We start from the raw sequence: 14,764 nt of genomic DNA, 5'->3' as shown, positions 1-14,764 counted from the left end.
CGCCAGGCTCGGCGTGACGCGGCCCCCGTCACGCACACCCGCGATCCGGCGGGGACGACAATGATCGCGTGACCAGGTCCTCGCGGCGGTGGCTGCCCCCGTGGGCGAGGGCCCCCGGCGCGCGGACGTCGCTGGCCGTCGGGACGCTGGGGCTGCTCGTGGCCGGGTCGGGGCTGCGGCCGCTGACCCGGCGCTGGCCGGCCGCGGTGCTCGGCAGCCTGCTCTCCTCGACGGCCACCGAGACGCCGCGGGCCACCGCCCTCGTGCTGGGTACCGGCGCGGCGGTGGCCGTGCGCCGCGGCGCGGCGCGCCACCCGGCCGGCCGGGTCGGTCTCGGGGCGGGGGCACTCGCGCTGGCCGTGCTCCTCGGGCTCGACCGCGGGGCCCGGGCGGACGCCGCGGGCCTCGAGGACGCCCTGCGCGCCGAGCTCGGCCCGGTGGAGCTGCCCGCCCGCGGCCGCGTGGTCGGGTCGCTGCTCGCGCGCCGCCGCTACGCCTCGGCCCGTGACGTGCCCTACGGGCCCGACCCCGTCGCCAACCTGCTCGACGTCTGGCGCGATCCCCGCCTGCCCGACGACGCCCGGGCCCCGGTGCTGCTGCAGATCCACGGGGGCGCGTGGTCGTCGGGGAGCAAGGCCGCCGACGCCCACCCGCTGATGGCGGCGATGGTCCGGCGCGGCTGGGTGTGCCTGTCGGTCGACTACCGGCTGGGCCCCGCCGAGCGCTGGCCGGCCCAGATCGTCGACGTCAAGCGGGCCCTGGCGTGGACCCGCGCGCACGTCGCCGAGTACGGCGGCGACCCGGCGCGCATCGCCATCACCGGCGGCTCGTCCGGCGCGCACCTCGCGGCGCTCGCGGCGCTGACGCCGGGGGCGTGGCAACCGGGGTTCGCCGACGCCGACACCTCCGTCGCCGCCGCCGTCTGCCTCTACGGCATCTACGACCTCACCACCGACGACGGCAGCGGCACCCTCGACGAGCTGCTCGCCGAGACGCTCATGCCCACCCCGCTGGGCGAGGACTCCCACCCTTACGTCGCCGCGTCCCCGTCGGCGCGGGTGCACGCGGGCGCGCCGCCGTTCATGGTGCTGCACGGCACCGGCGACGCGATCGTCGTGCCCGCTCAGAGCCGGGCGTTCGTCGCGCGGCTGCGCGCGGTGTCGCGGGCGCCCGTGGTGCACGCCGAGCTCGCCCACGCCCAGCACGGCTTCGATCTCGTGCCGACGGCCCGCACGCTGGTCACGGTGCGGGCGGTCGCGGCCTTCCTGGAGACGGTCGTGGGAGGCGGGGTCGGCCGGGGCCCCCGCGCCGATCGTTAGGCTCGTGGGACCACTGCTCGACCCCGGGAGTCACCGTCGTGTCCTCGCTCGCCGCGCCCCACCCCACCGCCCGCGTCAGCGTCCGGGTGACGGCGGGCACCACCGCGGGCCAGGCGGTGCGCGAGGCCGGACTCCCGTCGTCCGGTCCCGAGGCGGTCGTCGTGGTCCGCGACGCCGACGGCGGGCTGCGCGACCTGTCCTGGGCGCCGGACACCGACGTCGAGGTCACGCCCGTGGCGGCCGACACCGAGGCCGGGCGCTCGGTGATCCGCCACTCGGCCGCGCACGTGCTCGCCCAGGCGGTGCAGCAGCTGTTCCCCGAGGCCAAGCTGGGCATCGGCCCGCCGATCACCGACGGCTTCTACTACGACTTCGCGGTCGACCGGCCGTTCACGCCCGAGGACCTCGAGGCCCTCGAGAAGGCGATGCGCAAGATCATCAAGGCGAAGCAGCGCTTCGTGCGCCGCGAGTACGCCTCGCTGGACGACGCGCGCGCCGAGCTGGCGTCCGAGCCGTTCAAGCTGGAGCTCGTCGACCTGAAGGGGACGGTCGACACCAGCGAGGTCATGGAGGTCGGCGAGGGCGACCTCACGGCCTACGACAACGTGCACGCCCACACCGGCGAGCGCGTGTGGGGCGACCTGTGCCGCGGCCCGCACATCCCCACCACCGGCTACATCCCGGCCTTCACGATCCTGCGCTCGTCCGCGGCGTACTGGCGGGGCGACCAGCGCAACGCCGCGCTCCAGCGCATCTACGGCACGGCGTGGGAGAGCCAGGAGGCCCAGGACGCCTACCTCGAGCGGGTCGCCGAGGCCGAGCGCCGCGACCACCGCCGCCTGGGTGCCGAGCTCGACCTGTTCAGCTTCCCCGACGAGATCGGCTCGGGGCTCGCGGTGTTCCACCCCAAGGGCGGGATCATCCGCAAGGAGCTCGAGGACTACAGCCGCCAGCGCCACGCCGAGGCGGGCTACGAGTTCGTCAACACCCCGCACGCCACCAAGGGCGAGCTCTTCCAGGTCTCCGGTCACCTCGACTGGTACCGCGAGGGCATGTTCCCCGCGATGCACCTCGACGCGGAGTACGACGACGCCGGCGAGCTGAAGCGCCAGGGCGTCGACTACTTCCTCAAGCCGATGAACTGCCCGATGCACAACCTGATCTTCCGGTCGCGTGGGCGGTCCTACCGGGAGCTGCCGCTGCGGCTCTTCGAGTTCGGCACCGTGTACCGCTACGAGAAGTCCGGCGTGGTGCACGGGCTCACGCGCGCCCGCGGCTTCACCCAGGACGACGCGCACATCTACTGCACGCGCGACCAGATGCGCGGCGAGATCCGTTCGCTGCTGCAGTTCGTGCTCGACCTGCTGCGTGACTACGGGCTGGACGACTTCTACCTCGAGCTCTCCACCCGCAACCCGGAGAAGTCGATCGGCTCCGACGAGGCGTGGGAGGAGGCCACCGAGGTCCTGCGCGAGGTGGCCGAGGGCGCGGGGCTCGACCTCGTGCTCGACCCGGGCGGCGCCGCGTTCTACGCGCCGAAGATCTCGGTACAGGCCAAGGACGCCATCGGGCGCACCTGGCAGATGTCGACCATCCAGGTCGACCTCATGCTCCCGGACCGCTTCGAGCTGGAGTACACCGCGCCGGACGGCTCCCGCCAGCGACCGGTCATGATCCACCGCGCGCTCTTCGGGTCGATCGAGCGCTTCTTCGGCGTCCTCACCGAGCACTACGCGGGGGCGTTCCCGGCGTGGCTCTCGCCGGTGCAGGTCGTGGGCATCCCGGTCTCGGGGGACCAGAGCGAGTACGTCGCGGGCATCGCGGCCCGCCTGCGCGCCGAGGGCCTGCGCGTCGAGGTCGACGACTCCGACGACCGGATGCAGAAGAAGATCCGCAACCACACGCTCCAGAAGGTGCCGTTCCTGCTGCTGGCCGGGGGCAAGGACGCCGACGCCGGCGCCGTCTCGTTCCGGTTCCGCGACGGCTCGCAGCGCAACGGGGTGCCGGTCGACGACGCCGTGACGGCGCTGGTCGACTGGGTGCGGCGCCGGGAGAACGCCTCGCCCGACGCGGAGAAGTTCACGCCCTGATGTCCGAGGACGTCACGAGGGACGCGCAGGACCTCGACGAGCTCTGGGGTGCCGGGACCCCGGACGGCTTCCGGCGCCTCTGGGCGCCGCACCGCATGGCCTACATCGCGGGGGAGCAGGGCACCGGCCAGGTCGAGGGCGGCGGCTGCCCTCTGTGCCGGATCCCGACCCTCGACGACGCCGACGGTCTCGTGCTGCACCGGGGCGAGCGCGTGTACGCGGTGCTCAACCTGCACCCGTACAACCCCGGGCACCTCATGGTCGTGCCGTACCGCCACGTGGCGGGGCTCGACGAGCTCGACACCGAGGAGTCCGCCGAGCTCGTCGGCGTCACCCAGCAGGCGGTGCGGGCGCTGCGCACGGTCGCCGCGCCCCACGGCTTCAACGTCGGCATCAACCTGGGTCACGTCGCCGGCGGCTCGCTCGCCGACCACCTGCACCAGCACGTCGTGCCCCGGTGGGGCGGCGACGCCAACTTCATCACGGTCATCGGCCAGACGAAGGTCATCCCGCAGCTGCTGGCGGAGACCCGCGGCCGGCTCGCGGAGGCGTGGGGCACGTGATCAACGAGTGGGCCCGGGCGGCGATGAGGGGCGGGATCGAGCCGACCGCCGCCTGGCTGGTCCGGCGCGGGGTGCACCCGGACGTCGTGACGGTCGCCGGCACCGTCGCGTCGACGGCCTCGGCGCTGCTGCTCATCCCCACCGGGCACCTGTTCGCGGCGTCGCTGGTCGTGTGGGCCTTCGCGATGCTCGACGTGCTCGACGGCGCCATGGCCCGCGCGCGGGGGGTGAAGAGCCCGTTCGGCGGGGTGCTCGACTCCGTCGGCGACCGCCTCGTCGACGGCGCCGTCTTCGCCGCCATCGCCTGGTGGGCGTTCTCGGTGGACCGGCCGCTGCTCGCCGCCCTCGCCCTGGTCTGCCTCGTCGCGGGGCAGCTGATCTCCTACATCAAGGCGCGCGCCGAGGCCGCGGGCCTGCGCGCCGACGGCGGCATCGTCGAGCGGGCCGAGCGGCTCATCCTGGGCCTCGGGGGCTGCGGGCTCACCGGGCTCGGGGTCCCGTACGCCCTGGACGTAGCGCTCTGGCTGCTGACGGTCGGCTCGCTGGTCACCGTCGGGCAGCGGGTGCTGGCCGTGTGGCGCAGCGCCCGCGACCAGTACGGCGCGGCCACCGGCGTCACCGACCAGGCCCCGACCGACCACCCGGAGGCCGCCGGGTGACGACCACCGCGGAGCGGGCGGGCGATCTCGGCTACGCGGCGGGCTGGCGCCTCGTGCGCGCCGTCCCCGCACCGCTGGCGCGCTGGGCCTTCGACCACGGCGCCGACCTGGCCGCGCGCCGCGGCGGCCCGGGGGTGCGGCGGCTGCGCGGCAACCTCGCCCGCGTCCGTCCGGACGCGGACGCCGACGAGCTCGACGCCCTCACCGCCGCCGGCCTGCGCTCCTACGCGCGCTACTGGCGCGAGGCGTTCCGCCTGCCCGCCCTGGACCACGAGGCGATCGTGCGCCGTCCCGTCGTGGAGGGCCGGGAGCACCTCGACGCCGCCCTGGCCACCGGCCGCGGCGCGGTCGTGGCGCTGACCCACTCGGGCAACTGGGACATGGCCGGGCTCTGGCTCGTCGCCCACTCCGGGCGCTTCACCACCGTGGCCGAGCGGCTGAAGCCCGAGTCGCTCTACGAGCGCTTCGTGGCCTACCGGGAGTCGCTCGGCATGGAGATCCTGCCGATGACCGGCGGCGAGGCCCCGGTCCGCGGCCTCGTCCGGGCCCTGCGCGCGGGACGTGTGGTGTGCCTCGTGGCCGACCGCGACCTCTCCGCCCACGGGGTCCCGGTGACCTTCTTCGGCGCGCCGTCCTCCATGCCGCCGGGCCCGGCGGCCCTCGCCGCCGCCACGGGCGCCGCCCTGCTCCCGGTGGGGCTGTGGTTCACCGACGACCCCGTCGAGGGCGAGGGCTGGGGCTTCCGCATCCACCCGCCGGTGCCCGTCCCCGACCGCGCCGCGATCCCCGCCGCGACCCAGCGCCTCGCCGACACCTTCGCCGCCGACATCACCGAGCACCCCACCGACTGGCACATGCTCCAGCGCGTCTTCCGCGACGACCCCTGACACCTCTCCAGAACGATCTCCCCACCGTGCCGCGAGCGCGAGGACGCTGGCGGCACGCCCGGGAGATCGAACCGGCGAGCTGCCCGAGGGTGGAACCGTCGGCGGTCGGGCTGCGTCGAAACCCGCATGGAGCTCGATCAACCGTTCCGCGGGTCCGAGGCCGTGGCCCGCGGGATCGTGAGCAAGGCCCGGCTGCGCGGGCCGGAGTTCGTGTCCCTCGGGCACGACGTGTACATCGCGGCCGGCACCGTGGTGGACCTGCCGGGCGAGGCGCGCGCCGCGGTGCTGCGCCACCCCGACGGGGTGGTCACGGGCACCACGGCGGCCGCGCTGCTCGGCGCGACGGAGGCGGTGGCCGACGTGGGCGGGACCGGGGCTCCCGTCGAGCTCCTCGTGCCCGGCGCCGGGATCCGTTTCGCGCGGCGGCGTCGTCGTGCGCCGGGCCGCGTTCCCGCCGGACGAGGTGGTGATGGCACCGGGCGGAGGACCCCTGCCGCTGACCTCGCCGGCCCGGACGATCGTCGAGGTCGCGCGCCGCCTGAGCACCGTCGACGCCGTGGTCGTCGCCGACGCGCTGTGCCGGCGCGCCGGCGTCGGGCCCGCCGACGTCGTCGCGCTCGCCGACCGGCACAGGGGGGAGCGGGGGATGGCGCGGGTGCGGGCGGCCGCGGCGCTGATCGACCCGCGGTCGGACACCCCGCGGCGCACCCGGGTGCGGATCGGCGTCCGCCTCGCGCGGCTCGCGCCCCCGCAGGCCGCCGTGCTCGTCCGGGCGCCCGGCACCGGGGAGGTCCTCGGCGCGCTCGACCTGGCGTGGCCGGACCGGCGGGCCGGGGCGCTCGTCGACCGCCACCCCGAGATCGCCTGGTACTGCGCCGAGGCGCTCGGTGCGCGGGGCTGGGACGTCGTCTGCCTCGGGGGCCAGGGGGCCGACACCGTCGAGCACGTCGTGTCGCGGGTCGCCGCCCTGCTGGCACGGGTGGCCCGCCGGGAGTGGCGCGACGTGCCCGATCTGCGGGGCCGTGTCCCGCGGCGTCCGGCTGCTCCGCGGACGTACCCCGCGGCGGGTGCTCCGGCCGTTGCCGGTGCCCGTTCGACCGTTCGACGGATGGGTGACGTGGACCACACACGGGCGAGTTAGTATTCATCGCATGAACACGGCGGTGCGTCCCGGCTCGCCGGCCGGGCTGCGCGACGCCAACCGGCGACGGGTGCTGGACACCGTCCGGGAGGCCGGGGCGCCGACCCAGGCGGAGATCGCCGCGAGCACCGGCCTCGCCCCCGCCACCGTGTCCAACATCGTGCGCGACCTCGGTGCGGCGGGGCTGCTGGAGGCGGGCGACGAGGTCCGGGGCGGGCGGCGCGTGCGGGCGGTGCGGCTGGTCCGCGGGGCCGGGCTGGTCGCGGGCATCGACTTCGGGCACCGGCACGTGCGGGTCGCGCTGGCCGACCTCGCCGACCCCGCGGCCGCGGCCGGGCACGCCGACCCGCCCGCGTGCACCGAGGTGCGGGCCGACCTCGGCGAGGAGCACGGCGTCGACGACGGCCTGGCAACGGCGGCCCGGATGCTCGACGAGGTGGTCGCCCGCGCCGGTGTGCGGCGGGCGGCGCTGCGCGGTGCGGTGGTGGGCCTGCCGGCGCCGCTGGACGTCGCCACCGGGGTGGTCGGGGCGTCCGGGGTGCTGCCCGGGTGGGTGGGCGTCCCGGTGGCCGGCCGGGTCACCGAGCACCTCGGCGTGCCGAGCTGGGTGGACAACGACGCGACGCTCGGCACCCTCGCCGAGCAGCGGTGGGGCGCGCTGCGGGGCGTCGACGACGGCCTGTTCCTCAAGCTCTCGGACGGTGTCGGCGCCGGGATGGTGCTGGCGGGGCGCCTCTACCGCGGACCGGACGGGACGGCCGGGGAGATCGGCCACGTCGCCGTCGACCCGGGGGACCGGTTCGCCGCGGTCTGCCGCTGCGGGCACCGCGGCTGCCTGGAGACGCTGGTGTCGACGCGCACGGTGACCGCGATGCTCGAGCCCCTGCTCGGCGGCCCGCCCACCGTCGCCGACGTCGTCGCCCGCGCCCAGGAGGGCCACGCCCCGGCCCGGCGGGTGCTCGCCGACACCGGCCACCACGTCGGCGCCGCCCTCGCCGGCCTGTGCACGGTGCTCACCCCGCGGCGGATCGTCGTCGGCGGGGAGCTCGCCCAGGCCGGCGACCTCCTGCTCGCCCCGCTGCACGCCGCGCTCGAGGCCGCGGCGCTGCCCGGCACGACCCGCACGGCGACCGTCGTGACGGCCGGGCTCGCCGAGCACGCCCCCGTCCTCGGGGCCCTCGCCCTGGCCTTCGACCGGTGTGCCCTGCGGACCTGAGGTCCACCTGGCGCGCGTACCCCGCGCGCGAGAAGATCACGTCGTTGTGTTCATCCGTTGACGACGTTCGGACGCCGCCTTAGCCTGTGGCTCGCATCACACGACAACGGCGCCCGGAGATGCGGAGGCCCCTGGTGACCGTTCCCCCCGCGACCACGACGGCGGACCGGTTGCCGCACGCCCTCGACGCCGCCGCGGTGGCCGAGCGGCTCGCCGGCCGGCGCCCCGCGGTCTTCCTCGACTACGACGGGGTGCTCACCCCGATCGTCCCGCGGCCCGAGGACGCGATCATGACCGACGACATGCGCGGCATCGTCCACGCGCTCGCCGGCCGCTGCCCGGTCTGCGTGGTCTCCGGGCGCGACCGCGGGGTCGTCGCCGAGCTCATGGGCCTCGACGACCTGATCATCGCGGGCAGCCACGGCTTCGACATCCACGACCCGCAGCGCGGCGTCATCGAGCACGAGGCCTCGCGCGGGTGGGAGGACCTCGTCGCCGAGATCACGCGCCGGGTGACCGACGGCGCCGCGGAGATCGAGGGCACCCAGGTCGAGCCCAAGCACGCCTCGGTCGCCCTGCACGACCGCCACGTCGCCGACGCGGACCGGCCGCGGGTCGAGGCGCTGGTCGAGGCTGTCCTGGCCGAGCACCCGGGGCAGCTGCGCGTGACCCCGGGCAAGTTCGTCCACGAGATCCAGCCGAAGATCGACTGGAACAAGGGCAAGGCCGTCGACCACCTCATCGACGTCCTGGACCTCGACCACCCGGACGTCGTGCCGATCTACCTCGGCGACGACATCACCGACGAGGACGCGTTCCGGGCACTCGCGGCGCGCGGTGGTGATCACCGCGAGCCCGGTCTGGGCATCCTCGTGATCGACCCGGCCGACGCCGCGGCCCGGGAGACCGCGGCGACCGCCGTCCTGTCCACCGTCGACGAGGTCGGCCGCTTCCTCGACGGTCTCGCCCGATGACCCCGACACACCCAGGAGTACGGAGCACCCCGTGACAGCGACCGACACGGTCCCCGACCCGACCTCCGACGCCGGCGACGTCCTGCCCGGCGGCGCCGTCGCCGGCGACTTCACGCTGACCTGGACCGGTCTCGAGCCCGACGACGAGGGCCTGCGCGAGGCCCTCACCAGCACCGGCAACGGCTACTTCTGCACCCGCGGCGCGGCCGAGTGGGAGGACACCGACGCGCCGAGGCACTACGCCGGCACCTACGCCCACGGCGCCTACAACCGCGAGACGACGATCCTGGGCGGGCGCCCGGTGCTCAACGAGGACCTCGTCAACCTGCCGAACTGGCTGGTCCTCAAGCTGCGGATCGAGGGCGAGGAGGCCATCCGCCTCGACAACGTCGAGGTGCTGGACTACCGCCACTCCTACGACATCCGCACGGCGACCGTCAGCCGCGAGTTCCGCTTCCGCGACCGCGCGGGCCGGGAGACGACCCTGCGCAGCCGGCGCTTCGTGTCGATGGCCCACAGCCACCAGGCGGCGATGGAGTGGACGGTCACCGCCGAGAACTGGACGGGCCGGATCGGGATCGTCTCGGCCATCGACGGCCGCGTCGACAACACCATGGTCGCCCGCTACCGCGACCTCGAGGGCCGCCACCTCGATCCCGTCACGCCGCGCACGTTCGGTCCCGAGATCATCGCGCTCAAGGTGCGGACCCGGCAGTCGAACCTCTACGTCTCCGAGGCCGCCCGCACCCGGGTCTACCGGGCCCGCGGCCGCGGCTGGGAGAAGGTCGAACCCGCCCGCACGCTCCACCAGATGAACGACTACATCCAGCAGGTCCTCGACCTCGACCTCACCGAGGGCGAGACCGTGCGGGTCGAGAAGATCGTGTCGTTCTTCACCAGCCACGACAACGCGATCACCGAGACGCTCACCGCCGCGGGCCGCCACGTCGAGCGCTACCCGGACTTCGCCGGCTGCTACGACGAGCACCTCGCCGCCTGGGACGAGTACTGGGACGTCGCCGACGTCGAGGTGCCGCACGAGCCGCGCATCCAGCTCCTGCTGCGCTTCCACATGGCGCACGTGCTGCAGGTCTGCTCGCGGCACACCGCCCGCCACGACGCCGGGGTCCCCGCCCGCGGGCTGAACGGCGAGGCCTACCGCGGCCACGTCTTCTGGGACGAGCTCTACGTCTACCCGTTCCTCAACTACCGGCTGCCCGAGATCACGCGCGGCCTGCTGATGTACCGCTACCGCCGCCTCGCCGAGGCCCGCGCGGCGGCGGAGGAGTCGGGCTACCGCGGCGCGATGTTCCCGTGGCAGTCGGGCAGCGACGGCACCGAGGAGACGCAGGTCGTCCACCTCAACCCGCTGTCGGGCCAGTGGGACCCCGACCACTCGCACAACCAGCGCCACGTCAACGCGGCGATCTTCTACAACGTCTGGCAGTACTACCAGGCCACCGACGACCTCGAGTTCCTGCGCGACTACGGCGCCGAGCTGATGCTCGAGATCGCGAGGTTCTGGGCGTCGATCGCCCACAAGAACACGAACACCGGGCGCTACGAGATCCACGGCGTGATGGGGCCCGACGAGTTCCACGAGCGCTATCCCGGCGCCGAGGACGGCGGGCTGCGCAACAACGCCTACACCAACGTCATGGTCGCGTGGATCTGCGCGACCGCGCCGAAGGTCCTCGCGCTGCTGCCCAAGAGCCGCCGCCGCGTGCTGCGCAGCCGTCTCGGGATCACCGACGACGAGATCGCGCGCTGGTCGGAGATGGCCACGTCGATGGTCGTGCCGACCCACCGTGACGCCGACGGCAAGCCGGTGATCACCCAGTTCGAGGGCTACGAGTCCCTCGAGGAGCTCGACTGGGAGGGCTACCGGTCGCGCCACAGGAACATCCAGCGCATGGACCGCATCCTCAAAGCCGAGGGTGACGACCCGGACCGCTACAAGCTCGCCAAGCAGGCCGACGCGGTCATGCTGTTCTTCCTGTTCTCCGACGGCGAGCTGCGCGAGATCCTCTCGCGGCTGGGCTACGACGCCATCGCCGGCGACGACGACCTCGCCCGCCGGACCATCGCCTACTACGACCGGCGCACCTCGCACGGCTCGACGCTCTCGCTCGTCGCGCACGCCGCGGTGCTGGCCGGCATCGACCCCGAGAGCTCCTGGGAGCGCTTCCTCGTCGCCGTCGAGTCCGACATCGGCGACGTGCAGGGCGGCACGACCAAGGAGGGCATCCACATGGGGGTCATGTCGGGGACCCTCGACCTGCTCCAGCGCGCCTACCTCGGCGTCGGCGCCCGCGACGGGGTGCTGAGCTTCGCGCCGCGCCTCACGCTGCGGCTCGACGGGCTCGCGCTCTCGCTGGTCTTCCAGGGCACGACGCTGCGCGTGCACGTCGCCGACGGGTCCCTGACCGTCGCGGTCCAGACCGAGGGCTTCAGCCACCCCGTGCGGATCGGCCTGGGCGACGAGGTCCGCGAGCTCGGCGCGGGCCAGGAGTGGACGGTCCCGCTCGGCCGCGACGGGCGCGTCACGGACGGGTCCGGCGCGGCGGTGTCGGCGGCGGTGACGCCGCCGGCCGCGACGGACGGCGCGACGGGCGGGAACGGCGACGGGCCCCTGCAGGGGTCGGCCACCAGCGGCGAGCACGACCACGGAGGGAACGGCGCATGAGCGGGTTCAAGGGAGCGATCTTCGACGTCGACGGCGTCCTCGTCGACTCGCCCCACGAGGAGGCCTGGCGCGAGTCGTTGCGCGAGCTCATGGAGGGCCCGTGGTCCGACATCGTCGCGCAGACCAGCTACGCGCCGGAGAAGTTCACCCCGGCGCTCTACCACGAGCGCATGTCGGGCAAGCCGCGCAAGGCCGGCGCCACCGCGGCGCTCGAGTACTTCGGGGTCCCCGACATCGACCGCCGCGTGCAGGAGTACGGCGAGTACAAGCAGGAGATGATCGTGAGATTGATCTCCGAGGGAAGGTTCTCGGCCTACGACGACGCTGTGCGGTTCGTGCTGAAGGTCAAGGACTCGGGCATCCCGGTCGCGGCCGCGTCCTCCTCGAAGAACGCCAAGATGTTCCTCGAGAAGATCGACCTCTCGCGCTTCGGCGGGTCCGGCAACCTGCACCAGGTCTTCGACGTGGACGTGTCCGGCCGCGACTTCGCGCAGGGCAAGCCGCACCCCGAGATCTTCCTGACCGCGGCGAAGGAGCTGGGCGTCGACCCGGCCGACGCGTTCGTCTGCGAGGACGCGACCAACGGCATCCAGGCGGCGAAGGCCGGCGGCTTCGGCGGGCTCGGCGTCTCGCGCGCCGACGACGTCGAGGCGCTGCGGGCCGAGGGGGCCGACCTCGTCGTCACGTCGATGGACACCGTCGACGTCGACGCCCTGTCGCGGCACGAACTGGTGGAACAGCGGTGACGGGGGAGGGCGAGCTGACCGTCGGCGTCGACGTCGGCGGCACCAAGATCGCGGCCGGCGTCGTCGACGAGGCCGGCAAGCTGCTGGCCTCGACGCGGCGCGAGACGCCGGCGACGGACACCCACCTCGTGCTCGAGGCCATCGGGGACGCCGTCCGGGAGCTGCGCAGCCACCACGCGATCGCCGGGGTGGGCATCGGCGCCGCCGGGTTCGTCGACTCCGGGCGCGCCAAGGTCCTCTTCGCGCCCAACCTCGCGTGGCGCGACGAGGACCTGCGCGACGAGCTCTCGGGCCGCCTCGACATCCCGGTGGTCGTGGAGAACGACGCCAACGCCGTGGCCTGGGCCGAGTCGCGCTTCGGTGCGGGCCGCGACCACGACGACCTCGTCGCGATCACGATCGGCACCGGCGTCGGCGGCGGGATCATCACCAATGGTCGGCTGCTGCGCGGCGGCTTCGGCGTGGCCGCGGAGATCGGCCACATCACGATGGTGCCGTACGGGCGCCGCTGCGGCTGCGGGCTGCAGGGGTGCTGGGAGCAGTACGGCTCCGGGCGCGCACTGCTGACCGAGGCCCTGGAGATCGCCCGCCACTCGCCGGCCTTCGCGGCCGGCCTGATCTCGGCCGCCGGCGGGGACCCGAACGCGATCACCGGTGAGCTGGTGACCACGTGCGCCCAGCAGGGCGACGTCGCCGCGCTGCACTGCTACGACGAGATCGGCCGCTGGATCGGCCTCGGACTCGCGCAGCTCGCGGCCGTGCTCGACCCGACGCTGTTCGTCATCGGCGGCGGGGTCTCCGCCGCCGGCGAGCTGCTGCGCAGCCGGGTCGAGGAGACCTTCCGCGCGAACCTCACCGGACGCGGGCACCGGCCCGTCGCCGAGGTGCGGCTCGCCGAGTTGGGATGGGAGTCCGGCATGGTCGGCGCGGCCGACCTGGCGCGGACGAGTCATGACAGTGCCGTTCCGGGGAGTGACCGATGACCAGCGAACCAGGATCCACACCGGGATCCACACCGGGGCAGCCCGGATCCAGGGAGAAGACGACCGCCCAGGCGATCCTGATCTCCATCGTCGCCGCGGTCGGCGGCTTCCTCTTCGGCTTCGACTCGAGCGTCATCAACGGCGCGGTCAAGGCCATCAACTCGCAGTTCGGCCTGGAGAACAGCCCGCTGCTGTCCGGCTTCGCCGTCGCCGTCGCGCTGCTCGGCTCGGCGGTGGGCGCGTGGTTCGCCGGGCCGGCGGCCGACCGCTACGGCCGCGTGCGCGTCATGCTGATCGCCGCCGTCGCGTTCGCCGTCAGCTCGGTCCTGTCCGGCCTGGCGTTCGCGGTCTGGGACCTGATCCTCTGGCGGTTCATCGCCGGCATCGGCATCGGCATCGCCTCGGTCATCGCCCCGGCGTACATCGCCGAGATCGCCCCCGCCCGCATCCGCGGCTCGCTGGCCTCGCTGCAGCAGATGGCGATCGTGCTCGGCATCTTCGTCGCCCTGCTCTCGGACGCCCTGCTGCAGTACAGCGCCGGCGGTGCGGCCAACGAGCTCTTCCTCGGCGCCGAGGCGTGGCGCTGGATGTTCATCGTCGGTGTCATCCCGTCGGTGATCTACGGCCTCCTCGCGCTGCGCATCCCGGAGTCGCCGCGCTACCTCGTGGCCAAGGGCCGGCTCGACGAGGCCGGCGTGGTGCTGGGCCGGGTCCTCGGGACCTCGGCCGACGCCGTCCAGCACAAGGTCCAGGAGATCGCCGAGAGCCTGCGCCGGGAGGACAAGCCGAGCCTGCGTGACCTCCGCGGTCACGCCGCGGGGCTGCGCCCGATCGTCTGGGTCGGCATCCTGCTGTCGGTCTTCCAGCAGTTCGTCGGCATCAACGTCATCTTCTACTACTCGACGACGCTCTGGCAGGCGGTCGGCTTCTCCGAGAACGACTCGTTCATCGCGTCGGTCATCAACGCGCTGATCAACGTCGTCTCGACGATCGTCGCGATCATCATCGTCGACCGGGTCGGCCGGAAGCCGATGCTGCTCGGTGGCTCGGCCGGCATGGTCGTGACGCTCGCCGTCATGGCCGTCGCGTTCTCGCAGTCCGTGCTCACGGTCGGCGCGGACGGCAAGGAGAGCCCGAGCCTGCCCGGTGTGTGGGGGCCGGTCGCCCTCGTCGCGGCCAACCTCTACGTGGTCTCCTTCGCGGTCACCTGGGGACCCGTCGTGTGGGTGCTGCTCGGGGAGATCTTCCCGAACTGGCTGCGGGCCGCCGCCCTGGCCGTCGCCGCGGCGGCGCAGTGGATCGCGAACTTCATCGTGACCGTGTCGTTCCAGGCCCTGGCGGACCTGAGCCTCACCTTCGCGTACGGCCTGTACGCCCTCATGGCCCTGTTGTCCTTCTTCTTCGTCATGCGGTTCGTGCAGGAGACGAAGGGCAAGGAGCTCGAGGAGATGGTCGGCTGATCCGACCCTCTGCCGGGACGAACGCGCCGTTCGCTGCGTC

The 14,764-nt window shown here is 74.0% G+C and carries 12 protein-coding genes; all 12 read left to right on the top strand.

Annotated elements, in window-relative coordinates:
- Nucleotides 1-68 precede the first annotated feature (68 nt).
- The 12 genes from ABD994_RS04655 (at nt 69) to ABD994_RS04600 (ending at nt 14,724) form a co-directional block, all read left to right on the top strand.
- Nucleotides 69-1,319, top strand: coding sequence for an alpha/beta hydrolase fold domain-containing protein (locus tag ABD994_RS04655; RefSeq protein WP_345411259.1), 1,251 nt, complete (start codon nt 69-71; stop codon nt 1,317-1,319).
- A gap of 38 nt (nt 1,320-1,357) precedes the next feature.
- Nucleotides 1,358-3,409, top strand: a complete 2,052-nt coding sequence (thrS, locus tag ABD994_RS04650; protein WP_345411257.1) for a threonine--tRNA ligase — start codon at nt 1,358-1,360, stop codon at nt 3,407-3,409.
- A complete protein-coding gene (locus tag ABD994_RS04645) occupies nt 3,409-3,972 on the top strand; it encodes an HIT family protein (RefSeq protein WP_345411256.1) in 564 nt (187 codons plus the stop codon). The genes thrS and ABD994_RS04645 overlap by 1 nt, the downstream gene beginning before the upstream one ends.
- Nucleotides 3,969-4,631: a phosphatidylinositol phosphate synthase gene (gene pgsA, locus ABD994_RS04640; protein WP_345411255.1), complete on the top strand. Its 663-nt coding sequence runs from the start codon at nt 3,969-3,971 to the stop codon at nt 4,629-4,631. Before ABD994_RS04645 ends, pgsA begins: the two co-directional genes overlap by 4 nt.
- A complete protein-coding gene (locus tag ABD994_RS04635) occupies nt 4,628-5,518 on the top strand; it encodes a phosphatidylinositol mannoside acyltransferase (RefSeq protein WP_345411254.1) in 891 nt (296 codons plus the stop codon). Before pgsA ends, ABD994_RS04635 begins: the two co-directional genes overlap by 4 nt.
- Before the next feature lie 469 nt (nt 5,519-5,987).
- Nucleotides 5,988-6,659 carry a hypothetical protein gene (locus tag ABD994_RS04630; protein WP_345411253.1) on the top strand — a complete coding sequence of 224 codons (672 nt, stop codon included), beginning with the start codon at nt 5,988-5,990 and terminating at the stop codon, nt 6,657-6,659.
- A 10-nt stretch (nt 6,660-6,669) separates the two neighbouring features.
- Nucleotides 6,670-7,875: an ROK family transcriptional regulator gene (locus ABD994_RS04625; protein WP_345411252.1), complete on the top strand. Its 1,206-nt coding sequence runs from the start codon at nt 6,670-6,672 to the stop codon at nt 7,873-7,875.
- Nucleotides 7,876-8,009: 134 nt separating this feature from the next.
- Nucleotides 8,010-8,849, top strand: coding sequence for a trehalose-phosphatase (otsB, locus tag ABD994_RS04620; RefSeq protein ID WP_345411251.1), 840 nt, complete (start codon nt 8,010-8,012; stop codon nt 8,847-8,849).
- 31 nt (nt 8,850-8,880) lie between these two features.
- On the top strand, nt 8,881-11,535 hold the full coding sequence (locus ABD994_RS04615; RefSeq protein ID WP_345411250.1) for a glycoside hydrolase family 65 protein: 2,655 nt from the start codon (nt 8,881-8,883) through the stop codon (nt 11,533-11,535).
- Nucleotides 11,532-12,281: an HAD family hydrolase gene (locus tag ABD994_RS04610; protein ID WP_345411249.1), complete on the top strand. Its 750-nt coding sequence runs from the start codon at nt 11,532-11,534 to the stop codon at nt 12,279-12,281. The genes ABD994_RS04615 and ABD994_RS04610 overlap by 4 nt, the downstream gene beginning before the upstream one ends.
- Nucleotides 12,278-13,264 (top strand): ROK family glucokinase, encoded by a 987-nt coding sequence (locus ABD994_RS04605; protein ID WP_345411248.1) that lies wholly within the window; start codon nt 12,278-12,280, stop codon nt 13,262-13,264. Before ABD994_RS04610 ends, ABD994_RS04605 begins: the two co-directional genes overlap by 4 nt.
- Nucleotides 13,261-14,724, top strand: coding sequence for a sugar porter family MFS transporter (locus tag ABD994_RS04600; protein WP_345411247.1), 1,464 nt, complete (start codon nt 13,261-13,263; stop codon nt 14,722-14,724). The genes ABD994_RS04605 and ABD994_RS04600 overlap by 4 nt, the downstream gene beginning before the upstream one ends.
- Nucleotides 14,725-14,764 lie beyond the last annotated feature (40 nt).

The organism is Actinomycetospora chlora (assembly GCF_039542135.1).
GTDB classification, from domain to species: domain Bacteria; phylum Actinomycetota; class Actinomycetes; order Mycobacteriales; family Pseudonocardiaceae; genus Actinomycetospora; species Actinomycetospora chlora.
This window is presented reverse-complemented; position numbering and strand designations above follow the sequence as displayed.

Bases quoted from the DNA above. Each gene is read 5' to 3' on its own strand.
- ABD994_RS04600 (WP_345411247.1), top strand. From the start codon at position 13,261: ATGACCAGCGAACCAGGATCCACACCGGGATCCACACCGGGGCAGCCC.
- ABD994_RS04645 (WP_345411256.1), top strand. From the start codon at position 3,409: ATGTCCGAGGACGTCACGAGGGACGCGCAGGACCTCGACGAGCTCTGG.
- ABD994_RS04630 (WP_345411253.1), top strand. From the start codon at position 5,988: ATGGCACCGGGCGGAGGACCCCTGCCGCTGACCTCGCCGGCCCGGACG.
- ABD994_RS04625 (WP_345411252.1), top strand. From the start codon at position 6,670: ATGAACACGGCGGTGCGTCCCGGCTCGCCGGCCGGGCTGCGCGACGCC.
- ABD994_RS04610 (WP_345411249.1), top strand. From the start codon at position 11,532: ATGAGCGGGTTCAAGGGAGCGATCTTCGACGTCGACGGCGTCCTCGTC.